Consider the following 24,043-nt stretch of genomic DNA (forward strand, 5'->3'; position numbering starts at 1 on the left):
TGGAACGATAGTTTTTATGCTTTCACTTGACAGAGAACACGGTTGCTCCGCGGGGCCTTCTCCGGTTGCGACGATCTGACTATTTTTGAACAACCTGAGTTTTTCAGAAGATTTCCAGAGGAGGCAGGTGCTGATGGAGAACATCACTCCCACTCGCTGCGGTTGGGCCGGCAGCGATCCGGTTTATCGTGCCTACCATGATGAAGAATGGGGAGTACCGCTCCACGACGACCAGCGACTTTTCGAGTTCCTGATCCTGGAAGGTGCCCAGGCAGGACTTTCCTGGATCACGATCCTCAAACGGCGCGAGGGATATCGCCGGGCATTTGCAAATTTCGACCCAGCCACGGTTGCAGGATTCAATCTGGAAAAACAGGCTGAATTGTTGAGCGACGCAGGCATCATCCGCAACCGCCTGAAAATTGACTCCACAGTGACCAACGCCCGCGCATTTCTGGAGGTTCAGTCGGCCTTCGGCAGCTTTGATGCCTACCTGTGGCGTTTCGTGGATGGCAGGCCACTGCAGAACTGCAGACAAACCCTCGCCTCAATCCCTGCCAGCACTCCGCTGTCGGACGCGCTGAGCAAAGACCTGAAGCGCCGCGGCTTCCGCTTTGTCGGCTCCACCATCTGCTACGCCTTCATGCAGGCCGTCGGCATGGTTAATGATCATACAATGGACTGTTTTCGCTGGGACGAACTTCAAACAGATTGTTGAAAACCTAGGTTGTTCAAAAATAGTCAGATCGTCGCACCCCGGAGAAGTCCCGCGGAGACACGAACATCCGTCGTCCACTTTCACGTGTGAAAGTGGACCGCGAAGGCGCCCGAAGGGTGAGGCCGTAGGCCGAAGTCACAAGGCGGCTTTCGAGGACGGCGGCGAGATGGCTGTTTTTCAACAACCTCTTGTAAGGGATGATTACAATGACTAACCTGACCCTGGTTCTATGCATGCTCTGCGCCGGCCTGACTGTGGCAGTACAACCTTCCATCAATGCCCGGTTGGCACAACGGGTAGGTGCCTATGAGAGTTCGATGATTTCCTTTGCCGTGGGAACCTTGGCGCTGCTGGTCGTTGTGATGTTTGCCGGGCGCGGCAACCTGCGCGGCATCGCGGCGGCAAGCTGGTGGGAACTGACCGGAGGGCTACTGGGAGCCTTCTTTGTGACCATGACAATCATAACCGTTCCACGCCTGGGCACAGCGGCCGTCATGGCCATGGTCATCACCGGCCAGCTTATCGCGGGAGCCCTGATCGATCATTTCAACCTGTTCGGCATGCGTCACCTACCCCTCACCCCCTTGCGCCTGGTCGGCATGATGTTGCTGGCGGCCGGTGCGGCTTTAATCGTCAAACGCTAGTACTTCTTGCCCTTGAAGAGGATTTATATGAACTCAAACCTGATGAACAACCTTCAAAGAGATATCTCCTATCGCATCAGCAGCCGTGATGATGGCCGCATCGGGCTGCGTGCCACCATGAACGACTGCTACCACGATATCGTGCTTGACGTGGTGGTGAACGAGGAAACACTGACAATAGAGGAGATCTCAGCAGAGTTCCGCAAATGTCCCACCACTGACTGTCCCAACGCAGTCAAACGGCTGGAGCGCCTGACCGGCATCACCATCGGCAGAGGGCTCAACAAGCAGATTGCAGAGGCCCTGGGAGGCGAAGAAGGCTGCGGCAACCTGCGCAACCTGCTGCTCGGCCTGCTGCCCCTGGCAATCAATGTCAAGGCAGCTTCCGGATTCACGGATGAACAGGCGATGATGGACAATGTGCGCAAGCAGATGCGAGGCACCTGCGCCGGATATCCCCGCCTTGATGACTGAACGTCCCATCCTGTGCCACCTCCCTCCTCCCCTGCCGCACTCCCGTAAATTCGGTTCCCTCCTTACCTTGTAACCTGTTCACGAACTGTTAAAATGTAGTAATCCCCAATCGGTAAATCTACCTTCCCACGAGGTTGAAGATGGAACCCTCCACGCACCCCACCAGCTTCCACGCCAGCGCCCGGGACGACAATCCCGTGGCCTCGGGAAAGGTTGTCAATAAACGATACCTTGCCAACAAGCTCAATTACCTGAACTTCCAGGATCAGACCATTCTGATCCAGCTCAGACATTCCAGGTATGACACACCAATTGCCCTGAAGGCCAAACCGCTTCCCTGTGTTGATGAGCATCTGGAATGCGAATGGGTGGAGACCCCCAATCTTCAGCAGCTCCTCAATGCCTACGACTTCGATTATCTGCTTATTCCGGACGGCCAGAAACTTCTGCTGGTCAATCCTAAAGTGATCAGCATGAACGAAAGGGGAATTACCCTTCTTCTACCGGTCAATGGCCGCGAGTTCACCTATCGAAGGATCAGACGCTATCCTGGAACAGACATCACCGCTCAATTCACCCAGAACAGCAGTCTTTTCCACGGCACCATGGTTGATTTCACGCCTGTTTCTCTAAGGGTAAACGGGAGCACGGATTTCCCGCAGGAATTCCAGTGGATCAACCACGAAAGCGCCGTCAACCTGCATCTGTATGCCGGCCAGAAAATTCTCTATTCGGGTGAATGTGAAATCATGCGCCAGAATTTCGATCAGAACAGGAGCTTTGTGCTCAGTCCGGTAAACAACTCCATCCGGGTGATCAAGCCCAAGCAGTATCGCAACATCAGACAGCAGCTGGTCCCCTCACCCAGCATGGTTTTCGAGCACCCCCTGATTGGCAAGATGATAAACCTGAAGGTGCTTGATCTTTCCGGTTCCGGCTTTGCGGTGGAAGAGAGCGAGGAAAATTCCGTACTGATGCCGGGAATGGTTATACCGGTGCTTGAACTCAGTTTTGCCCACAGCCTGAGCGTCACCTGCAAAGCACAGGTAGTTTCCCGCAACATCATCGGCAATGGCGGAAGAGAACGGCTGGTACGTTGCGGCCTCTCGATCCTGGACATGGACATTCATGAGCACGTCAAGCTGCTCTCAATCCTGCATCAGGCGGCGGATCAGAATTCATTTGTTTGCACTGACGTGGATATGGATGCACTCTGGGATTTCTTCTTCGAGACCGGCTTCATATATCCGGAGAAGTATGCCTATTTCCAGGCAAACAAGGATGACATTAAGGCCACCTATTCCAGACTGTACGGGCAAAATCCGCATATCGCACGGCACTTCATTTATCTTGAGCGGGGCACCATCCAGGGACACATGGCCATGGTGCGCTTTTATGAAGATTCCTGGCTGATCCACCACCACGCTGCCAGGAAGACCTCGCTCAAGGCGGGCCTGACAGTCCTGAATCAGGTGGGACAATACCTGAACGAGCTGCAGAACCTGCATTTCACCCATCTGCACTATGTCTACTGCTACTTCCGGCCGGACAACCATTTCCCCAACCGCATCTTCGGAGAGTTTGCACGCCAGCTCAACAACCGTGCCGGCTGTTCCCTGGACACATTCGGTTATTTTCATTACCACAGCAACGAAAGTGAGATTTCAGACCTGCCGGAGGGATGGGAGCTTGGCGAAGCAACATCCTTCGACCTGACCGAACTGAAAGGGTTCTACAATCATGTCTCTGGGGGGCTCATGATCCAGGCCTTTGACCTGCACCCTCCACTGACCCGCGGCAACAAGCTGGCCGAAGAATATCATCGCCTGGGATTCAAAAAGGAGAGGCTGTTTTACGCTCTGCGTGAAGAAGGAAATCTGAGGGCTTTTGTAATAGCAAACATCACTGATGCAGGCTTCAACATGGCCAATCTCACCAATTGTGTCACCGTGATAGCACTCGAAGAAGAAATCCCCCCCGAGATCCTCAAGTTCACCCTGCACCAGATATCCCAACAGTACGAGGGGCATGAAATGCCGGTGCTGGTCTATCCATTCACCTCGATTGAAGAGCAGTCTGCAATGTACGAAAAAACCTATCTGCTCTGGATACTGGACCTTGCCCACAGCGACGACTATTTCAGGTTTTGTGACAACCTGTTCAAGAGTCGCAAGAGAATTCAGGAATGAACCCTTCCCCACCGCAAGATCGTCCCCTCTATAACAGCAGAATAATTGATTCCTATATCCGGCTTGCCAGGCTCAGGTATCCCTATGTGAATATCGGTGAACTCCTGCAGTACGCCGGAATGAAAGGATATGAAGTCGCGGATCAGGCACACTGGTTCACCCAGGATCAGATCAACCGTTTTTACGAACGGCTCGTTCAGCTAACCGGAAATCCACATATTTCCAGAGAAGCGGGACGTTATGCTGCTTCTCCCGAGGCGCTCGGTGCGATGAGGCAGTACGTTCTGGGGCTGATCGGTGCCTCGAATGCTTTCGGGATACTGAATAAAACCACCGCAAACTTCACTCGATCCTCGATCTACGAATCCCGCAGGATCTCCTCCAACAAGGTGGAGATCACGGTAACCCCGCAAGAAGATGGCCTGGAGCAACCTTTTCAGTGTGAAAACCGAATCGGTTTTTTTGAAGCCGTTGTCCTTATTTTCAATCCCAGCCACTCCCATGCCCACCGGTTTCCTGATATACAGCACCCGGAATGCATCTTCAAAGGGGGCAAGGTCTGTCGGTATTTCATCACCTGGGAAAAATCCCACACCGATATCCTGCGAAAGGTAAAAAACGGCACAATCCTGCTGCTGGCCTTTATGAACCTGGCCCTGATCATGCTGGGGCAGTGGGCGTATCTGGACACTTCGCTGCTCGCATCCCTGTGCCTGGCACTCCTGCTGATCGTTGCCGTTGATAGAAGTGAAAAAAACGAAATGATGGCCAGCCTGGCCCACACCAAAGACTCCAACGAAGATCTGCTCAATCAGATCAACATCAACTACAACAACGCACTGATGACAAATGAGATTGGCCGTACAGTGGGTGCTTTTACCGAGAAGGAAGACATTCTTACCAATGTGATCGAAATAATGAAAAAGCGGCTGGAGTATGACCGGGGGCTGATCTTTCTTGCAAACCGGGAGGAGACCAGGCTGGAACTGCAGGCCAGCTATGGATATGGGCCTGAGCAACTCGGCTGCCTGGCGAGGATGTCGTTCCGCCTGGACCGACCGGTTGCAAAAGGGGTCCTTTCCCGGGCGTATCGCGAGCAGAGACCATTTCTGGTCAATGATCTTCAAGGCGAAGAGGAAAGCCTGTCTTCACGCAGCCTGACCTTTGCAAAGATGCTGGAAATCCGTTCGTTCATATGCTGCCCGATCATCTGCGAAGGCACATCCATGGGAATATTGGCCGCAGACACCATAAAGAACAAGCGTCCGCTGATTGAAAGCGATATGAGCCTTCTAATGGGGATCGCCTCCATGATCGGCATCAGCCTCCGTAACAGTGCCTTGATTGATGCCGGAGTGCGACAGTTCAAATCACTTTTGCAGGTTTTGGCAGCCAGTATCGATGCGCGGGATTCCTTGACAGCCGGTCATTCCGAAAAAGTGACCGAATATGCTCTGGGCACCTGCAAGGAGATCGGTCTGGCGGCCGACTATTGCGAGATGATCCGTGTGGCAGCACTGCTTCATGATTATGGCAAAATTGGGGTTCCTGACGATATTTTGAAAAAAAAGGGGAAACTCACTACCGAAGAGTTTGAAATAGTGAAGGAACACGCGGCTTCGACAGCTGAAATACTTGGTAAGGTGAACTTCGAGGGGATCTACAGCCAGGTACCGGAAATTGCCGGCGCCCATCATGAAAAAATGGATGGCAGCGGATACCCCCGCGGTCTCAAAGGGGAAGAAATACCGTTGGGCGCCAGGATCATCGCAGTATCGGACTATTTCGAGTCAGTAACCGCAAAACGTCACTACCGGGATCCACTACCTGTTGATGAGGCTTTTGCGCTCCTGCGTCAGGAGTCCGGGGGACATCTGGATAAAAAACTGGTCGAGGCGCTGATCAGCTACTATTCCAGAACCTATAAGCAAGGTTAAGGTTAAGGTTGAGGTTAAGATTGAGGATTTTTGCTTAACCTTAATCTGAGCCTTAACCTGAATTACTCTTAATTCCCCGGCACGCGATCAGTGGAGTGTAGGTAAACCTGCGCGGGTCGGCAAAAAAAGCCCGGAATTCCTCCTGGAACTCCTCGAAACCTCCCGGGTACTCATCAAAAGCATATCCCGAATTTTTCGCTGCCACCTCTACCTTCATGGTCCAATTGTAAGCGTCCACCTTGTTCAGTGGTCCGTAAATCAGATGGTGGGCGCTCATCTCCACGGCGATTTCCTTCAAGCCCATATCGTACAAATATGAGTATAACTTTCGCCCGGTATAAGGATCAAAATCCTGCATTTTCTCCAAGCGGCCCATTATGCCATGAATGGCCCGGTCCAGCCGCGGGGAGAGTCCGAAATGATTCAGACAGTTATGATCCAGGTCGATCAGGCAGAGGATTCCGCCAGGCTTCAGAATTTCAACGAGGTTGCCGACTATTTCCCTGCTATGTGAACAGTGGTACTCCAGCACGAAACGAACCCAGATGAAGTCGAACCTGCCCAACTCCAGCAGCGGCTGATAAAAGTCTTTGCAGACGAACCTGACTCCTTCTTCACGATATTGCTGCTCGGCATGCTCGATTCTTGCGGCAGAAGCATCAATACCGACTGCCTCACCTCCCGGCTGCACCAGCTGATGCAGATAATGGGTCGTCTTTCCGGACCCGCAGCCGATATCAGCGACCCTCATCCCCGGGCGTATTCCCGCCCAAAGAGCCTGCCTGTTGACTGAAGCCCTGTCCGTCTTCAAGTCAAGGCGCTGCGCCTCCTCTTCATGTTCCATTATATAAGATCGGGAAACCATCACTGCCTCCGGAATCAGTTCTGCTATCAGTTTAGCAGGTATGATCCGTTCCGCATCCTGGCGTTCGAAGTTTGACAACCCTCCTGCGTAGGTTACACTGAAAAACAAATAATCATTAGATTTAGATAATTTTATTTGGGAGGGGCATGTGACTACCACCAAAAGAGTGATCGGATCAATGCTCCTCGGCTGGGCAGGGAGCATCTTGTATGGGACGGCCGCAGCTTACGGCTCCGGATTTGCCATCTTCACCCAGAGCGCAGCCGGTCTTGGTCAGGCAAACTCCGTTGTTGCCCATGTGGAAGGACCGTCAGCCATCTTTTTCAATCCTGCCCTGATCACCGCTCTGCCCGGAACCCAGATTGAGGCAGGTACCACGCTCATTTTTCCGCACCGCAAATTCCAGTCAGACACGGGCGAAACAACCAAAACCAGAGACACGGTTTTCTACCCAAGCACCTTCTACCTGACCCACCGCTTCAATGATGATTTCGCAGTAGGTCTGGGGATTTTTAACCCGTTCGGCCTGTCAACCGACTGGGGGAAAGAGTGGAGCGGCCGCTACCTGGCTACAAAATCCGAAATCCAGACCTACGCCTTCAATCCTGTAATTGCATATCGCGTTTCCCCTTCACTCTCCATCGCAGGAGGCGCAAACATTATCCTGCTGGATGCCACCCTGGAGAGCAAAACCATCTCCACTGCCCTCGGCGTTCCGGGGCCATCCTTCGATGTCAACCAGAAGTTCAAAGGTTCCGGCCATGGGGTTGGTTACAACGTAGGGATCTCTTGGAATGTCAGTGAGCAGATTTCGGTCGGTGCTTCCTATCGCAGTGAAGTGGAGATCGATATCGACGGCGATCTGGATCTGGAAGTCTTACCGCAAAAACTCTCCGGCACCACCACCCTGACCCTTCCGCAACAGGTACTGGCCGGCATTGCCTGGCGGCCTTCGGACAAGCTCACCCTGGAAACCGGCATGCGCTGGGAGGACTGGGCCTCATTCAAACAATTGCGCATCAATATCAGCGGACAGCCGCCGGCGATATATCCCCGGGAGTGGCATGATACCTTCAGCGTCAATGCAGGCGCCAAATATCGGCTCAATGAAACCTGGGCGGTTTCTGCGGGCTACCTCTACGGTTGGAATCCGGTACCTGACAACACCTTTGAGCCGGCAATCCCCGATTCCAATACCCATCTGATCTGCGCAGGGAGTGAGGCAGAGTTCGATAAACTGAAAGTAGCGCTGGGATATGGCTATCAGCTTCAGGAAAATCGCATCAAGACCACCAACAGCTATGGCCCGCTGGCCAATGGCACCTACAGTACCGACCTTCACCTGTTGGCGCTCAGCCTGAGCTATCGCTTTTAAGAGGCTCTCCGGGGTTCAGCGGCAGTCGATGCTAATCGATATTTTTTTTGAGAACTGCGACATATTCAGAATCTGATCTTGAGGAAGTGATCTCTTGCAGTGACATGGCAGGTACATGGGCGGTGATCATATAATTGAGGAACTCTTCTAAAGATTTTTTGGAAAATACATGGAAATGGGCGTCATCCGAGGATTCCCGCAGCAGTTTTTCAATGTAGCTGTTTCTTGCACTCTCGGTCTCATAGGTTTTCAGGCTCCTCTGCACCTGATGGAGATTTGGAATGGATATCTCGACAAACTCACGGTAGTGCTCCCTGTTTCTTTTCCGGAAGGTCTCCAAATCACCCGATTTGACCAGATCATAATCATCAACCATATGCTGGACAGGAGTGATCATTCGCCCTTGATCAAAGTTTTTCTCGCCGTTGGGCAGTGTCAGGAATAATACCCCCTCCTTTTTAAGAACCCTTACCCAGTTAAGAAGTGCCTGTACCGGATTGGAAGCATGCTCCAGAACATGGTTGGCAATCACGAAATCTTCTGCGGCAGTCGGTATACCCGCCAGTTCACAACCATCCTCAACATAATCAGTGACAACTATTCTGGCCGGATCGATCATCGGAAACTTCTCTGCATTTTCTTCCCTGGTAGCATAATCGACATAGCGTACCGTTACGCCCGGACGCACTTCCAGCGGGTGATGCAGTGCTCCGATTTCTAACCCGGAACCTCGCAGATAGCGGAAAGACAGATTCTTTCTGACCGAATACGAGGGAAAGAGCAGCGACTCCTGGATAAACTTTTTCAATTTTCCTGTCAGATTATCAATCATCGGATTTCCCCGGTAGACCCATCAACAAGCCGCTGCCTCGCGTTAAATTAGGAACAAGTACAGAGATTACTTGCTCATCAGCAGGGGGTCAACAGGAATGGCCTGTCTGCGACCATTCGTCAATCAATAAGGGAAATATAGTGGAAAAACGACAGGAGGGTTCTGGGAACTAGCAGGAATGCTCTTCGGATTCAAGCTCCAGAAATTTGAAGCGGGACTGGTCCCATGGCATAGGCAGCTTCACCTCGCCACAGGACTCACAGGACATGACCGGCACCAGCGCGGAGACAACAAAACGGAAATTGAGGTGGCTCTCATGCAACCAACGTGTCCTTTGAGTTCCAGCCTGCACGAGGTTGGATCCACAGCACGGACAAGGTGCTATTCCACCTTTATGGTTACGGATGTGAATTTCCGTAATACCGGTCTGCTCATCCATGGTTACATGTGAAATGTTCCATTCGGAAGAGAGCCCCAGAATAGCTGAGTATAATGTGTGATCGAGCATATTTGATGGCCTGAGTGGTCCTGATAAAGGGCAGGTATATCAAAACAATAAAAGAATGTCATTTCTTTACACTTTCCATGCCAGCTCTCATTAATAGAAAACCCTCGACTTATGAGGCATTTTCCCAATGCCGGTCCGGAATCGATCAAAATCGCAGAGTCATTCATTTTGGCCAGGGGTTTACTCAAGAACCTTCCTGAATATGGGCCTGAAGCTGTTTTACAGATCTTGGTGATTTTTTGGACATGCAAAAATGTTTGCAGGGGTCGCCAAACCTCTATATTCTCATAAATGACAGCGTGGCTTTGAACCCACGGAAAGACAGGATACAGATGAAACCTATTCAACCAGATCTGGATGACAACCTGGAATTTCAGAAAAGATCTCTGACAGACCGCCAGCGGAAGATTATCTTTTCACCGTTGCGACTTGTAGTGACACTTGCAGTCTGTATCTTCCTCATTGAATTTATGAACATGATTCTGATTGAAAAATACACCAAGCTATCTGTGGCTCAGGAGACCCTGCTTGATGCTACTTTTCTGACAATAGCCCTTATTCCGATTCTGTATTTTTACCTGTTCAGACCCCTCCTGCACCTCATCAAAGACTACGAACTGACAGAAGGTCAATTAAAATCCTACCAGACTCAACTGGAGCATAAAGTAGCGAAGCGAACAAGGGATCTTGAAGATGCGCTTGAAAATCTCAGAAAGGAAAATGAAAAAAAACGCCTGACAAAATTAGCACTGAGCGAAAGTGAAGCGCGTTTCAGGCAACTTTTCGACCAGTGTGAAGATGCCGTTATCCTGATTGAACAGGAGAGCGGAGCGATTATTGACATAAACCCTACCACGGAAGAAATTTTCCGCAAACAGCGAGAAGATATCATGGCCGGTGGCCTGCCGGTGCTATGCTCCCAGGCAGAGCAGTTTCCACGGCTGAAATTGATTCTTGATGACATTGCCCGTAGAAATGTTTCCAATCTGATCGACCGTTTCAAATGCACAGTTGCTCCCGGTGAAGAACGAATTCTTTCTTTCAGGGGGAAACCGATCACTCTCCAGGGCAGCAAAGTGGTGTATGCCACCTTTAGGGACATCACGACGCGTGTGCGCCTCGAGGAAGAAGCTCTCGAAATTCAGGCCCGCCTCATTCAGGCCAACCGTATGACCTCGCTAGGCCAACTGGTGGCAAGCGTGGCCCACGAGATCAACAATCCCAACAACTATATCCTCATGAATGCCACCTTGCTGCAACAGACCTGGAGAGATATCCACAGTGTTCTTCGGGACCGTTTCGAGCGGGAAGGCGATTTCATGATTGGCCGCACCACCTTCAGTGAAGCTGCCACATTTCTCCCGGAAGTATATGAGGGCATTGCAGAAGGGGCACGACGGATCAGCGAGATCGTGGAGAATTTAAAGGAACATGGCCGCGACGACCGGACGCTTACCCAACTGACAAATCTTAATGAAGTTGTCCGCCTGTCCGTGTCACTTCTGAACCATATGATAGCTCGGACAACCCATCATTTCACCCTTGAGCTGGGCGAAAATCTCCCGGCGGTACGAAGTGGCCTTGGACAACTGCAGCAGGTGGTAATAAATTTAATCACCAATGCTCTCCAGGCACTCCCCGATGCCGAACACGGCATACGTGTTTCCACCGGCCTGTCGGAAGACGGCCAGCAGGTTGTATTGAGTATTCACGATGAGGGGGAAGGCATCCCGGAAAAAATAGCCTCACGCATCATGGAACCTTTTTTTACTACCCGGCTGGATCGGGGAGGCACAGGGCTTGGGCTGGCAATCTGCTACAACATTGTCAACGATTACGGTGGAACCATTGAATTTGATTCTGAACCGGGCAAAGGGACAACATTTACCGTAAGCCTGCAGCAGGCTGAAAACTGTGGTGATAATGCGAGGGAATGCCATGCTGGAAAATAGCAGCTTTCATGTTCTTGTGGTGGACGACGAACAGAACACAATCAAGGCTTGTGCAGCCACGCTCAAGATGAATGACATCAAGAATGTCACGACCGAGTCCGATAGCCGCAAGCTCATGGACATCATGGCCGCCAAGCCGGTTGATATCGTGCTGCTCGATCTGTTCATGCCGCACGTGTCCGGCATGGAAATCCTGCCCGTCCTGCGGGAACGCTACCCGCATGTGCCTGTGATAGTGGTGACTGCTGCCTACGAGTTGGACCGTGCCGTAGAATGCATGAAAATGGGCGCCTTTGACTTTCTGATTAAGCCGGTGGAAAGTGATCGACTGGTAACCACCATTACCAAGGCAATTGAATGGCGTATGCTTAACGACCAGATCAGCGACCTCAGGGATCATCTGGTGAGCGACTATCTGGACAATCCTGCCGCTTTTGATGAAATTGTTACCTGCAGTCGAAAAATGCACTCTATTTTTCAGTACATCGAGGTAGTGGCACGCTCCAACAGGCCGGTCATGATTACCGGTGAATCGGGTACCGGCAAAGAGTTGGTGGCCCGGGCAATCCACCGTCTGAGCGGATGCAGCGGCAAATTGGTGTCCGTCAACCTGGCTGGCCTGGATGACACCATGTTTTCCGACACCCTCTTCGGCCATCGCAAGGGCGCATTTACCAATGCCGATCAGGCCCGGGAAGGATTGATTGTTCAAGCAGCCGGGGGTGTTCTGTTCATGGATGAAATCGGTGATCTCGGCGAGTCTTCCCAGATCAAGCTCCTGCGTCTGCTACAAGAGCGGGAATTCTATCCGGTCGGCTCCGATGCTCCCCGCAAATGCGAAGCCCGCATCGTCTGCGCCAGCAACAAGAACATCAAAGACCTGGTGGCTTCGGGCCGCTTCCGTAATGACCTCTATTACCGGCTCTGCATGCATCATGTCATGCTGCCCCCCCTCAGGGAACGCAAAGAGGATATCCCCCTGCTCGTGGAGCATTTCATTGCCCAGGAAGCCAAGGAAAACGGGCAGCGCGCACCCTCCTATCCTCGAGAACTCCTGGCATTGCTGAATACCTATCATTTCCCCGGCAATATCCGGGAGCTGCAGGGTATGGTCATTGATGCCGTGACGCGCCGCCAGTCGGGCATGATTTCCATGGAATCGTTCCGCAGGCTGATTGCACCCGGCCTCACTCTGGAGATATCGATAAGGCCGAAAATGGACCATGAAGCTCTTCGACAGAAACTCGAAGAAATCTGGGGACACTTTCCAACCCTGCGGGAAGCGGAAGAATGCGTCATAGATACCGCCCTTAAACTGGCCGGCGGCAATCAGGGCATTGCAGCCGCAATGCTTGGCCTGAAACGCCAGACCCTGAACATGAGACTGAAATCTCGACTTGAGCGGGAGATTAATCAGGAACCCTGAAGATTAATCCCAAACCTTGAAACGGGACAAAGCAGTTCCTTATCGATCCCATACCCCTGCAAATATATTGGCGCCGCACTTCAGGAGCCATTTCATCCTGCTTATGCATTGCAAGCAACTCACAAGCTCCTCTGCTTGCGTCTGACTGCCCTTTCCTTGCATCTCCCACAGCACGCCACCCCCACCCTCAAAGATCCCAAGACTTCGAAATTATTGAATTTTTATCAGAAATATAACTTGGCATGATTCCTGTTATCTAGCCTTACCGAAAACACATCATGAATTTTTTCCTGGCAAGGAGCTTTATATGAGGAACCTCCGGATATCACTGGCAAGTTGTGCTGCGCTGCTGGCGCTCTCGACAACAGCGCCACTCCATGCTGCATTGTCATCGGTAGCAGGAATACAGAGCGGCACCCCACCGGTCCTGAGCGAGGTGACCGCCGCCGGCAATCCTGCCAACGTTGCCGTTAGCCTGGCAACAGGCTTTCCGCTCTGGTACAAGGACAGCAACAATCTCAAGCTGGAGCTCTGCCTGGACCAGACGGTGGTCAAGCAGGGTGGCGGCACCTTCATTCCCTGCCTGACGGCCGAACCTTTCAACGGCAGCCCTATCTCGTTCCCCAACAACTTTGGGCCTGAAGCCTTTTACTGGGCTGCGGTTGCGGTTAATCCCAATCTGGTCAGCACAGTCAACGGCACGCCGGTGGCATGGAATGCACTGCTGGTGATGGGACAGGAAGCGGCCTTCGTGAATGGCATCAGCGCCGAAGGAAACCAGGCGGTTTTCTCGCGCATCAGAGTACGGATCAATGTACCTGTCCCCGGCACCTATCGGGTGACCCACCCCTTCGGCACCCGCGATTATGTGGTAGCGGCCGGCGTCACAGGGGTGCGCGATATCAACCAGACCCAGGATCTCGGACTTGAAATAACCGACACCTTTCTGACCTCTCTGTCCGATGCTCCCCTGCCTCCCCCGTTTCCCCAGCCAACGCCGCCGTCATTACCGTTCGGCCTGCATGGCGGCATTATTGATCAGGACGGAAAAAGCATAGGTCCTTTCCTCACTCCGAGGACACCACTGGTAACCGCTGCCAATGGCGCCGTCTATCTCGCTGATACCGGCACTGTCCTGGCGCATAACGAGGTCCCGATAAATCCCGGTCCCTTTGGCGACTTCTTCAGAATCGAACTTGTCGGGGACGCCACCGGCACGATCGGTTCCATTCCCGCTGGCGTGATTCTCAATCCTGCCGATAACAACCAACGAGTAGAAATCAATACGTTCCAGGTCAGCGGCAAGTTGTTCAATGATGGCCTGAATACCGCCCCGATTGCACACCAGGTCAGTGTTTCAACCGCCATGAACACGCCGGTCACCATTGATGTCAGCCAGTCCGTGTCAGATCCGATCTCCGCTACCAACGTGCATGGTATCAACCCCCAGGCCATCGGCATCTTCGTCACCCCCTCCGATATTCGTCGCTCCTCCTCATTCATTACGGGCAAGGGGGCCACGGTACGCCGCTTCATCAATACATCCACCGGCAAGGCCACCCTGACCTATACCCCCGCCACCGGCGACACCGGCCTGGACAGCTTTCAATACGTTGTCCAGGATACCGGCGGATTGATTTCGGCGCCGGCTACTGTAAGCGTCACTGTAGAAAACCTGGCAGTTACCTCAGCCGTGTACCGCCCCAAATTTAACAAATGGCGCATCGAAGGGAACAGCTCGAGCACCGCCAGCAATCTGATCGTCCTGGCCTCCGACCCCATTGCGATTCTTTCCGGGGCCAATGAATCACCTGCAGTGACCACCCAGGCCAGCGGAACAACCTCACTGGCTGTCGGAAAGGAAAGTATCGATTTCACCCTCAACCTGGCAAAGTTGCCGTCAACCAAAGTGACTGCAGTACATGTTCACTACGGTGCACCCGGCGCCAGCGGGCCGGTCCTGTTCTCTTTATATGACGACCTGGACGGCCCCTTCGCCACCCCTTCCACCGGCCGCCTGACCTTTGGAAATCTGCAGCAGCGCGCGGATATCGGCATCCTGACCTTCACCGATGCTATCAATGCCATCATGGCGGGCACGACCTATGTCAATGTCCATACCGCCGCAAACCCGTCAGGAGAAATTCGCGGACAACTTGTGGCCCGTCCCTTGGGCAATGCAGTTGTGTCCAGCGACGGCAGTTGGAACTACAAACGCAGATCGACGATCAATCCGCTGGGTGTGCGCGGTATCAACGCCATTTCCAGCAACGGGGTTCGATTGTTGGGAATCCCGCTTTCAATCCGTTAAAAGTTACGATCGAAGATATGAAAAGGAGTGAACATGAGCATTAACAGACGCCAGTTCCTAAAAATCGCCTCCAGCGGCATGGCCGCCGTGGCGGTCGGCGCCGCCGGAGGATACAACCTTTTCTGGCGGGATGGCGAAGCCATGGCCGCCACCCCCACCCTGATACTTTCCATGGAAGCTGCCCTGATGGAGATGAGCGACAAAGTTCAGCTGCCGGTGTGGGTATTCCAGAAGGGGGGTGATGTTCCCCGGTGTCCTGGTATCGCCATTTTCAGCGTCGAAGGGGACAAAATCGACATCAAGATCACCAACAATTTGACGGTGAGACATGCTTTTTTTATCCCCGGAGTGGTGGACAGCGGAGACATTCTGCCCGGTCAGACCGTAACCGTGAGCTTTAACGCCCCGGCCGCCGGCACCTACATGTATTACGATAACAGCAATGCCCCCATGAACCGGGTCATGGGACTTCACGGCCCGCTGGTGGTGCTGCCGCGGATACCCTTTACGCCATACACCAATCCGCCCACCAGCATGCAGAACCTGTTCAACGACCTGGGAAGGACGTCCCACTTCCCGGGAAGCCCCTGGGATCCGGCCCGCAATTGGTTCTGGTTTCTAAACAGTTTTGACCCTATCAAGAATGCCGCCGCAGCCGCATCACCGTCGATGAGCGCCAGCAGCTTTACCAACGGGTATCTGTCACAGTATTTCACCATCAGCGGCAAGAGCGGTTTCTTCTCTTCCCATGACCATAATATTCGTTTGTCCGGCAACGTCGGGCAGCCCTGCCTGGTGCGCTGTATGAACGCGGGGCTGATCACCCACTCGTACCACCTGCATGGCAACCATGCTTATCAACTTACCAATAGTGATTTTGACAAAGGTACCACTGTTGTCAGCGACAACCTTCGCATGCTGGATGCCTGGCCCTTGGCCCCCCTGCAAGGCAAGGACATGCTGGTGCCGTTTATCCAGCCTCCGGATATTCCCAAATCCAAATGGCCGCCAGTACAGGAGAAATTCCCGCTGGACTTCCCGATGCACTGCCACACCGAACCATCCCAGACAGCAGCCGGCGGCAATTACCCCCACGGCCTGTTGACCCACTTTATCATCACCGGACCCATAAACTCGGCCGATGGGGTGGTGCAGGTAACCAAAGCAGAGGTGCGCCTCAAATTCGGCAAGTTGTCCATATCGGGTGTTTCATCCCAGCCTGTGGGAACAATCCTGGAAGTCCGGGCAGGCTCAGGGGCATCCGACACCATCATCGGCACCACAACTGTCAAGAGCGGCGGAACGTGGGCCTTCACCGGCAGGGCGCTAAAAACTCTGGTGAACAGGTCACTCAGCGTCACCACCCAGGGTGGCGGCCCCCAGCGCCTGGATGTACGGCCGGTAATGCGCTAGCCGAAAAACCGATACTTTTTACGAGGAGACATAACCATGGCTGTAATACCAAGAGACCAGGGCCATCCCTATGATGAAAACGACCCGATGGAGCGGATCATGTTTTTGCAGCATGGTGTTGCCGAACCTGACAGCTTTGACCTCATCGATCGCGCCGGGATAGTCAATCCTATTTTACTTCCCCAGGCGGACGGCAGCCCGCAACCCACTGATCGCCGGGTAAGTCTGTTAACTCCCGACACCGTAGCTGCCCTTCAGGCAACTTTAACTCCAGGCAGCGCCCCGGAAAGCTATACCTTGCCTACCCCGGACCGCATTGCCACACCTGACCGTTCCTTCGCACGCACTAACGTTCATGGACTAACCGTGCCGGTACCCTATCCGACCAAAGCAGGAGCATTGGCCGTGGAGGTATGGGGTTTTGTGGACCCTGCCGGCGCCATTGCCCCCTGGTTCCCAGGAACCACCATCCGCTGCAAGGAGGGCGAACTGGTTCATTCCACCCTTTTGCCGAAAAAAGGGAGCCACACCATCCACCACCACGGCATCGAGCCGACTCCCATGAATGATGGCGTAGGCCATGCCACCTTCCTCGTTGCAGGGGGGGGTTACACTTATCAGTGGCTGGCCCCTGATGCGGGCACCTACTTTTATCATTGTCACAAGAACACGGTCCTGCACTTTGAGCTGGGTATGTACGGCCTGCTGATCTCCGATCCCAACGTGCCCAATGCGCCTTTCATCGATGGCGGCCCGGGTGCCGTGTACCGCGGCAATACGATCCGCAATTACCACAAAGAAGCCATCTGGGTCCTGGACGACATCGACAGCCGCTGGCATGAGACGGTTCAACCGCAGCATGGCGTCGGAGCCGGCATGGGCGGTACCGGTGTCGGCGCCGAATTTACTACAATCGGCCAGAACACCGGCATCGAGCTGCACCGTTTTGAGCCCGACTTCTTCGTAGTATCAGGAGTCTTTGCCGATCCGGCAAGTCAGCCCAAGCCGAACCTGATCACCAACACCTTGGTATCGCCTGTGATGAACCGGGGAGAAACCCTGCTTATCAGGACCTTGAACGCCAGCTACACCGTTGTAACGCTCAAGTTTCCCTCGCAAATTGATCCCGAGGTTATCGCTATGGATGGGAGAACCTTCGGCCGTGCACCGTTCATGAGCTACTCACGCCCTTTCAAGCTCTCGACCCAGAACCGGCAGCTCACCTTTACCACTGCTAATCGCTGGGACCTGCTGATAGACACAAGCTCCGTTCCGAGTGGAACACATTTTGTCGATGCAGAATTTCGTCATTGGAGAACCAACGACCTCCTGAGAACGGTCACCATGCAGATAGTAGTTAACAGCTAGCCGACAAGGACCTCTATGAAAACCGAAAACACTGTCTACAGGCTTTCACGCCGGGCGATAGCGCTGGGATTAGCTCTCAATTTACTGACTTCCCCGGCAATGGCAGCCCTGGTATCTCTCAAGAGCGTGACCGTTCCCAAACCGGCTAATCTTGCCAAGTATGTGGTTGACGAGGGAGCGGCCATTCGTCTAGGCAAGGCACTCTTCTGGGACATGCAGCTGGGAAGCGACGGACTGACCGCCTGCGCAACCTGCCACTTCCATGCAGGCACCGACAACCGCGCCAAGAATACCCTTGGCCCTGATAGCAGCGGACTCTTTGCCAATGGCAAGGGAGTCAACAAAACCGCCTCATCCAGCGACTTCCCCTTCGTTAGTTTTACCGACCCCGAGGATCGCACAACCGCACGTACCGTTGTCAGTACCGATGGGATCGGGTCCCAAGGTGTCAATCGCACTCTTTTTAAGGGAGTGCGAAGCGGAAACCCGGTGGAAGACGGCCGTCACAGCCGCAGCCCTGTTTTCAGCAGCCAGGGACGCAATGTACGTCAGGTGACCGGGCGCAACTCCCCCAGTGTGATCAACTCCGTCTATAATTTCGCCAATTTCTACGATGGCCGGGCCAACCACTTTTTCAACGGCGTCAACCCCTTTGGATACCAGGACATCAATGCCCGCATCGTCAGAAACGTTAATGGTTCACTCATTGAACATGACCTGAGTCTGTTGGAAAACAGGCTGGATAATGCAAGCCTTGCCTCCCAGGCGGTCGGCCCTCCCTTGAGCGACTCGGAGATGTCCTGGCAGGGACGCAGTTTCCCTGACATCGCCAGAAAGATGCTCTCCCTGAGACCACTGGCCAAACAGCAGGTAAGCTCCAGCGACAGTGTGCTCGGCGGAGTGGTCCATCTCTCCGGCCGCGGCTTGTCATCCAGCTATTCCGATATGATCAAGGCCGCGTTCAAGGCAGAATATTGGGACAACACCAGCCAGTCGGTAACCTTCAGCAGTGCCGGCAAGGTGCTCGGCAAAGCGACACCGGACAGCTCAGGCAAAGCTCCTGTCAATCCCGGCAAAATGAACTTTAAAAAGACCAGCCTGACTGTCGCCCCTTCGGCAAGCGGCGGTTACTCGCAGATGGAGGCAAACTTTGCCTTCTTTTTCGGAATGGCAATCATGCTGTACGAAGCCACCTTGGTTTCGGACGACACCCCCTTTGACCGGTTTGTCAGCGGTGATCCCGCTGCCCTTACAGCGCGGCAGCAGCAGGGTTTGAATCTTTTTCAATCAGCTGCCACTGCCTGTACCGCCTGTCACATCGGCGCCGAGTTCACTGCTGTTTCGATCAGCAACACCAAAAACATCCTTGAACCGAGTGTTATCGAGGTGATGCCCATGGGAGATGGCAACCTGGCCAACTACGATATCGGTTTCTACAATATCGGCGTAACCCCGACAGCAGCGGACCTTGGAAGGGGAGGGAATGATCCCTTTGGATTGCCCCTGTCTTTCACCCGCCAATTCCTCAACAGATCAAGCATGCCTTTTGCAGCAGATTTCCTGGCTCAGCCCGGCTGCATCACCACTCCACTCTCCGATCCTCCCCGTATCTGCCCTCCTGTTGCGGTCCCGCCGGTGGTAACGCGGGCGGCTGTAAACGGAGCCTTCAAAACCCCCGGCTTGCGCAACATCGAGCTCACCGGTCCCTATTTTCATAACGGCAGCATGGTTACTCTGCGACAGGTGGTCGACTTTTACATCCGCGGCGGAAATTTCCATGACGAGAATCTGGCCGATCTTGACCCCTTTGTGGACGGCATACCCGCACTGAAAAACAAGGAGGAGGAGCAGATCGCGCTGATCGATTTCCTGCTGGCCCTGACTGATGAACGGGTTCGCTGGGAGCGCGCCCCCTTCGACCACCCCCAGCTGCTGGTTCCCAATGGGCACCAGCAGAAGATCAGCGGCGACCCGCGACGCACCAGAATTCTGAGCGACAACCTGGCAGAAGTACCGGCCGTCGGTCGCAACGGCCGCAGCCAGGCACAGGGCCCGCTCAAGCCGTTTTTGGACACGAGCATCAACGGAGATCCAAATTTCCATTTCAACTAATACATCCCGGTACGATACCAAGGAAGGAGTCACGACAATGAAACGATTCAGAATGAGCATGATGGCAGCACTGATGGCAACTGCTCTGGCTGTTGCAGGATGCGGCGGAAGCGGCGGAGGCGGAGGCGGAGAGGCCACCGGACCGACCGATCCGAGCAAAGTTGTATTTGAAACGAGTGCAAAGACTCTCGATCCGCTGACCGGCGGCGCCATGAGCGCGGCAGTTGCCATCAACGCAGGTGGCAGTATCGTCGGCATTTCCGGCAATGCCACACAGCAGGTGCGCGGCGTGAAATGGAGTGTCAATGGGGCTGACGGCAGTGTGGGTGCGGCAACAACGTTGGAACCTTTGGCCGGATTCAACTATAGTGCCGCTTACGGCATCAACGACAGCGGTTTTACGGTCGGGGAATCAGAAGATGCGGGCAACACGGTTGTTGCAGCGTCCTGGGCTCCCGGGTCAGCAACAGCAAGCAAACTGCCGGTGCTTTCTGCTGGAAAAAACAGTGCAGCCTACAGCATCAGCGCCTCGGGAAAGATCGTCGGGGAGTCGGTAAACAACTCTGACCTGGTTGTACCGGTATACTGGTCCAGTTCCTCGGCAGTTCCTGTTGCTCTGCCTGTCTTGTCACCCGGTGGTTCGGGAAGCGCCTACTGCGTCGTCGACAACGCTAACGGCAGCAGTACAATCGTGGGCGAATCCAATGACCATGCCGTACGCTGGAGAATTACCGCGGCTGGAGCAGTCGGCAGTGCAGAGGATCTTGGCACCCTTTCGGGGCATACGCGCAGCATAGCACTTGGAGTAAACACAGGCGGTGTGATCGTGGGAGAATCCGAAGATTCTACGGGCGTCACCAGTGCTGTCATTTTCAAAGACAAGACCTTGCTTGGAGTTGTTATTCCCGGGTTCGATGTAATCGACCTCGGCGTCAACGGGGCCAAAAGCAGTGCAAACGCCATCAATGACAGCAGCATGATCGCCGGTTGGACCAACGATCCCAGCGGCAGTTCCTTGACCGCCCTCTGGCTTGCCCTTGCCACTCCGGTGAACACTGTGAACACTTCCCTGAGCGGGAGCGGTGGTTTTGGCCAAGCCTTGGGGATCAACGCCAAGGGGTATATCGTCGGCGTCAAATCGGATGTGGGGTTTGTAGCCATTCCCAGGTAGCATCATTTTTTGCTGAAAAAAAAGCCGGTCGTGATTACTCACGCCGGCTTTTTCGTTTCACGCTGCAGGATAACCAGTGCATCGGCGGACCGGATTAGTTGGTCACCAACCAGAACCAGGTTTGCGTCAAGCGCACTGATGCTCAACTTTCAGGTTCAGGTGCCTTCGGCAATCCTCAAGATCTCCACAACCGGAACCCACTACTCTAATTACCGATGATCAGGAGCTAGCTGCTGAGCCTGAACTGCCCCACCAGAGTTTGCAGGTCATGGGCCAAAAGATTGAGCTGATCAGCCGCAGAGGCGGAATCCCTGGTCCCTTGAGCCGTTTCCTGAACAACTTCTGTAATATGATGCATATTTCCGCTGATTTCATGGGTGGTAGAGGTCTGCTGTTCAGCAGCGGTGGCAATCTGATTGAGCTGTCTGGTAACCGTATCGACCTGATTCAAAATCTCACCCAGCACCGCCCCAGATCTGCGGGCTTCCGCAAGCCCGATGGAGACATCATCCACTCCCTGCTTCATGGAACATACGGCGCTGGCTGTTTCGCTCTGTACTGCCGAAATCATCTCATCGATCATGCGTGTTGCCTTGGTGGTGCGCTCGGCCAATGCCCTGACTTCGTCAGCAACCACGGCAAATCCGCGGCCCTGCTCACCGGCCCGGGCCGCCTCAATGGCAGCATTCAGCGCCAGCAGGTTGGTCTGGTCCGCGATGTCCTCAATGGTTCCAACTATCTCCCCGATTTCATCGGAACGTTTCCCCAGGCGCTCCACTGTAATAGCTGCGGTAGTCACCCGTTCGGTAATAGTTTCCATGTTGGTAATGGTATTCTCCACAACTCGTGAGCCCTCTGTGGCGGAATCCATAGAATTTTGAGCTTCCCGTGCGGCTAATGTACAGTTATGAGCAATATCGGAAGAGGTTGCCGCCATCTCTTCAGTAGCCGTTGCAACGCCGACCGTTCGCGAAGCTACCTGCCGGGTTCCAAGATCGATCTGACGGGAAGTAGACTGCACCTGCAAGGCTGCTGAAGCAAGCTGGCCGGTTATCTGGGCGACATTCGAAACGATGTGGTGCAGCTTGTCCATGAAAAGGTTGAATGAGATTGTCATTTCACCGATTTCATCCTGTTTACGGTAATCGAGGCGTCGCGTCAGATCGCCTTCACCTTCCGAAATATCCTTCAACAGATCATGCATCCTGTTAAAGGGTATGAACAGCCGGTGTATAGCCATCCGGCTGACAAGACCGGCAATCAGCAAAATGGCGGCAATGATGGCAATGACTATATAGACCAGCTGATAATAAGCCGCAAAGAATTCCGCCTGTTTGATACCGACGTAGAGCACCCCGACAACCTCTCCCTGAGCATTGCGGATGGGGTCATAGGCGGTAAAGTAAGGGGTGCCGAGAATATCGGCCACACCACGGTACGGCTTTCCATCTTTGAAGATGGCAGTATGGGCTGGTCCGGTCAAACGTGTTCCCACTGCCCGGCTTCCGTCCGCTTTGAGCACCGTGGTCGAGATGCGCTCGTCACCCATGAAGATGGTTGCGGATCCACCACATGTCTTTTGAATCTTGTCCGGCAGTTCAAAGTTGCCATTGAAAACATAGTCGCCTGCCACAAGCTTATTATCGACAACCTTCAAGTCGCTCCCTTTTTGCCTCAGCAATTCCCAGAAGGTTTTGATTCGAATTTCCTGTGACACTTCCGCCTGCCGACGAAGCTCCTTCTTAAAAATGAAAAGGCTGGTCGCAATGGTAGCAACCAACGCTGATGCAACTATTACCGTGTTGAGTGCAATAAATTTGGTTCTGATTTTCATATCTGATACTCCGGAAAAAATATAAATAGCTCCAGGGTGCGGACATTACCGACTGGAGAGAAGGTCGTACCGACAAGCTTAAGGGGCTGGTTGTAGGAAATCGCTGCTATGGGAGAATCAACCTTCTGAAGAGCGTTGTTGCCGGTCCGGCAAGGCAAGAGGAGACTGTAAGGTGTGAGGCTCGTTTCGTCGCATGTCGAAGTATTCTTCAGGCGTATTGATATTGCGGAAGGAGTTGAAATCAGGATCGATTGCGGCAACTACTGAACGAGAAAAGGTATTAACCCGCACCTCGGGAAAAAAGGAGATAATCCTCCTTCTGCCCGACTGCAAAGCATTTTCCATCGGCCCCAGACATTCCTTGGCATACATGGCATGCAGCGGCTCGACCCCCATTTCACCCTGGGGAATGACTACATCATTGTGGCCGCGCAAGGCTGCCAGTCGCCGGATGAGCGTGTTGTTCAGGTAGGGCATATCGCAGGCCACGGCAAAGATGTGCGGGGTCGCGGCATGATGCAGCCCGCTGTGCAGACCGGCCAGTGCCCCCATACCGGGGTGGAGGTCGGCAACCATGCGGCAGCCGAGAAAGGCGTACTGATCGGGCTGGTTTGTTACCAGCAGCACTTCATCAAACAGCTCGGACAGTTGCCGGTGAATGGCCTCTATAAACCGGCCACCCTTGTAGGGAAGCAGCGCCTTGTTGCTCCCCATGCGGCTGGAAAGGCCACCGGCCAGGATAACGCCGGTCACGCCGGGTATGGTTGGGGTGTTGTTGGTGCGCATGCTGGTGTACCTCAAAATCAAAGGGGGCAAATATGCCCGCTATTCACCCTCCCCCAACCCCCTCCCATAAAGGGAGGGGACCTTTAAAGTCCCCTCTCCCCTCAGTGGGAGAGGGTCAGGGAGAGGGG

18 protein-coding genes are annotated in these 24,043 nt (G+C 53.7%); 13 read left to right on the top strand and 5 right to left on the bottom strand.

Going from position 1 to position 24,043, the window contains the following annotated elements; genetic code table 11:
* Nucleotides 1–133 precede the first annotated feature (133 nt).
* The 5 genes from KJB30_RS15480 (at nt 134) to KJB30_RS15500 (ending at nt 5,962) form a co-directional block, all read left to right on the top strand.
* The gene (locus tag KJB30_RS15480; protein ID WP_214300994.1) at nt 134–718 is read left to right on the top strand and encodes a DNA-3-methyladenine glycosylase I; all 585 of its coding nucleotides are present in this window, start codon (nt 134–136) and stop codon (nt 716–718) included.
* 206 nt (nt 719–924) lie between these two features.
* Nucleotides 925–1,362, top strand: a complete 438-nt coding sequence (locus KJB30_RS15485) for a DMT family transporter (RefSeq protein ID WP_214300996.1) — start codon at nt 925–927, stop codon at nt 1,360–1,362.
* 27 nt (nt 1,363–1,389) lie between these two features.
* A complete protein-coding gene (locus KJB30_RS15490; protein WP_214300998.1) occupies nt 1,390–1,836 on the top strand; it encodes a DUF2889 domain-containing protein in 447 nt (148 codons plus the stop codon).
* A gap of 140 nt (nt 1,837–1,976) precedes the next feature.
* Nucleotides 1,977–4,025 (top strand): pilus assembly protein PilZ, encoded by a 2,049-nt coding sequence (locus KJB30_RS15495; RefSeq protein WP_214301000.1) that lies wholly within the window; start codon nt 1,977–1,979, stop codon nt 4,023–4,025.
* Nucleotides 4,022–5,962: an HD domain-containing phosphohydrolase gene (locus KJB30_RS15500; RefSeq protein WP_214301002.1), complete on the top strand. Its 1,941-nt coding sequence runs from the start codon at nt 4,022–4,024 to the stop codon at nt 5,960–5,962. Before KJB30_RS15495 ends, KJB30_RS15500 begins: the two co-directional genes overlap by 4 nt.
* A gap of 52 nt (nt 5,963–6,014) precedes the next feature.
* Here KJB30_RS15500 and KJB30_RS15505 read toward each other — a convergent pair whose 3' ends face one another.
* Nucleotides 6,015–6,905: a class I SAM-dependent methyltransferase gene (locus tag KJB30_RS15505; RefSeq protein ID WP_246545735.1), complete on the bottom strand. Its 891-nt coding sequence runs from the start codon at nt 6,903–6,905 to the stop codon at nt 6,015–6,017.
* Nucleotides 6,906–6,975: 70 nt separating this feature from the next.
* On the opposite strand from KJB30_RS15505, the gene KJB30_RS15510 reads away from it, so the two are divergent.
* Entirely contained in the window at nt 6,976–8,202 is a 1,227-nt protein-coding gene (locus KJB30_RS15510; RefSeq protein WP_367618997.1) for an OmpP1/FadL family transporter, read from the top strand.
* 31 nt (nt 8,203–8,233) lie between these two features.
* Here the strand turns inward: KJB30_RS15510 and KJB30_RS15515 are convergent, their stop codons facing one another.
* The gene (locus tag KJB30_RS15515) at nt 8,234–9,034 is read right to left on the bottom strand and encodes a methyltransferase domain-containing protein (protein ID WP_214301004.1); all 801 of its coding nucleotides are present in this window, start codon (nt 9,032–9,034) and stop codon (nt 8,234–8,236) included.
* A 169-nt stretch (nt 9,035–9,203) separates the two neighbouring features.
* Complete coding sequence (locus KJB30_RS15520; protein ID WP_214301006.1) at nt 9,204–9,542, bottom strand: hypothetical protein; 339 nt, start codon at nt 9,540–9,542, stop codon at nt 9,204–9,206.
* 332 nt (nt 9,543–9,874) lie between these two features.
* Between KJB30_RS15520 and KJB30_RS15525 the strand changes: the two genes are divergently transcribed.
* From KJB30_RS15525 to KJB30_RS15555, 7 genes are all read left to right on the top strand, one after another.
* Nucleotides 9,875–11,494: a sensor histidine kinase gene (locus tag KJB30_RS15525; RefSeq protein ID WP_214301008.1), complete on the top strand. Its 1,620-nt coding sequence runs from the start codon at nt 9,875–9,877 to the stop codon at nt 11,492–11,494.
* Nucleotides 11,481–12,920: a sigma-54-dependent transcriptional regulator gene (locus tag KJB30_RS15530; RefSeq protein WP_214301010.1), complete on the top strand. Its 1,440-nt coding sequence runs from the start codon at nt 11,481–11,483 to the stop codon at nt 12,918–12,920. The genes KJB30_RS15525 and KJB30_RS15530 overlap by 14 nt, the downstream gene beginning before the upstream one ends.
* A gap of 307 nt (nt 12,921–13,227) precedes the next feature.
* A complete protein-coding gene (locus KJB30_RS15535) occupies nt 13,228–15,231 on the top strand; it encodes a CHRD domain-containing protein (RefSeq protein ID WP_214301012.1) in 2,004 nt (667 codons plus the stop codon).
* Nucleotides 15,232–15,264: 33 nt separating this feature from the next.
* Nucleotides 15,265–16,644 carry a multicopper oxidase domain-containing protein gene (locus tag KJB30_RS15540; RefSeq protein ID WP_214301013.1) on the top strand — a complete coding sequence of 460 codons (1,380 nt, stop codon included), beginning with the start codon at nt 15,265–15,267 and terminating at the stop codon, nt 16,642–16,644.
* 36 nt (nt 16,645–16,680) lie between these two features.
* Nucleotides 16,681–18,012: a multicopper oxidase domain-containing protein gene (locus KJB30_RS15545; RefSeq protein ID WP_214301014.1), complete on the top strand. Its 1,332-nt coding sequence runs from the start codon at nt 16,681–16,683 to the stop codon at nt 18,010–18,012.
* A gap of 15 nt (nt 18,013–18,027) precedes the next feature.
* A complete protein-coding gene (locus KJB30_RS15550; protein ID WP_214301015.1) occupies nt 18,028–20,124 on the top strand; it encodes a cytochrome-c peroxidase in 2,097 nt (698 codons plus the stop codon).
* 37 nt (nt 20,125–20,161) lie between these two features.
* The gene (locus KJB30_RS15555; protein WP_214301016.1) at nt 20,162–21,295 is read left to right on the top strand and encodes a hypothetical protein; all 1,134 of its coding nucleotides are present in this window, start codon (nt 20,162–20,164) and stop codon (nt 21,293–21,295) included.
* A 226-nt stretch (nt 21,296–21,521) separates the two neighbouring features.
* On the opposite strand, the gene KJB30_RS15560 is transcribed toward KJB30_RS15555, so the two are convergent.
* Together KJB30_RS15560 and mobA are read right to left on the bottom strand one after the other, a co-directional pair.
* Nucleotides 21,522–23,129: a methyl-accepting chemotaxis protein gene (locus KJB30_RS15560; RefSeq protein WP_214301017.1), complete on the bottom strand. Its 1,608-nt coding sequence runs from the start codon at nt 23,127–23,129 to the stop codon at nt 21,522–21,524.
* A gap of 117 nt (nt 23,130–23,246) precedes the next feature.
* Entirely contained in the window at nt 23,247–23,915 is a 669-nt protein-coding gene (gene mobA, locus KJB30_RS15565; protein ID WP_214301018.1) for a molybdenum cofactor guanylyltransferase, read from the bottom strand.
* Between the last annotated feature and the right edge of the window lie 128 nt (nt 23,916–24,043).

It is taken from the genome of Pelotalea chapellei, from assembly GCF_018531195.1.
Taxonomy (GTDB): domain Bacteria; phylum Desulfobacterota; class Desulfuromonadia; order Geobacterales; family Pseudopelobacteraceae; genus Pelotalea; species Pelotalea chapellei.

Coding starts and splice junctions, on each gene's coding strand:
- KJB30_RS15485 (WP_214300996.1), top strand. CDS start 925: ATGACTAACCTGACCCTGGTTCTATGCATGCTCTGCGCCGGCCTGACT.
- KJB30_RS15520 (WP_214301006.1), bottom strand. CDS start 9,542: ATGCTCGATCACACATTATACTCAGCTATTCTGGGGCTCTCTTCCGAA.
- KJB30_RS15555 (WP_214301016.1), top strand. CDS start 20,162: ATGAAACGATTCAGAATGAGCATGATGGCAGCACTGATGGCAACTGCT.
- KJB30_RS15530 (WP_214301010.1), top strand. CDS start 11,481: ATGCTGGAAAATAGCAGCTTTCATGTTCTTGTGGTGGACGACGAACAG.
- KJB30_RS15490 (WP_214300998.1), top strand. CDS start 1,390: ATGAACTCAAACCTGATGAACAACCTTCAAAGAGATATCTCCTATCGC.
- KJB30_RS15550 (WP_214301015.1), top strand. CDS start 18,028: ATGAAAACCGAAAACACTGTCTACAGGCTTTCACGCCGGGCGATAGCG.
- KJB30_RS15560 (WP_214301017.1), bottom strand. CDS start 23,129: ATGAAAATCAGAACCAAATTTATTGCACTCAACACGGTAATAGTTGCA.
- KJB30_RS15495 (WP_214301000.1), top strand. CDS start 1,977: ATGGAACCCTCCACGCACCCCACCAGCTTCCACGCCAGCGCCCGGGAC.
- KJB30_RS15540 (WP_214301013.1), top strand. CDS start 15,265: ATGAGCATTAACAGACGCCAGTTCCTAAAAATCGCCTCCAGCGGCATG.
- KJB30_RS15545 (WP_214301014.1), top strand. CDS start 16,681: ATGGCTGTAATACCAAGAGACCAGGGCCATCCCTATGATGAAAACGAC.
- mobA (WP_214301018.1), bottom strand. CDS start 23,915: ATGCGCACCAACAACACCCCAACCATACCCGGCGTGACCGGCGTTATC.
- KJB30_RS15480 (WP_214300994.1), top strand. CDS start 134: ATGGAGAACATCACTCCCACTCGCTGCGGTTGGGCCGGCAGCGATCCG.
- KJB30_RS15515 (WP_214301004.1), bottom strand. CDS start 9,034: ATGATTGATAATCTGACAGGAAAATTGAAAAAGTTTATCCAGGAGTCG.
- KJB30_RS15525 (WP_214301008.1), top strand. CDS start 9,875: ATGAAACCTATTCAACCAGATCTGGATGACAACCTGGAATTTCAGAAA.
- KJB30_RS15535 (WP_214301012.1), top strand. CDS start 13,228: ATGAGGAACCTCCGGATATCACTGGCAAGTTGTGCTGCGCTGCTGGCG.
- KJB30_RS15500 (WP_214301002.1), top strand. CDS start 4,022: ATGAACCCTTCCCCACCGCAAGATCGTCCCCTCTATAACAGCAGAATA.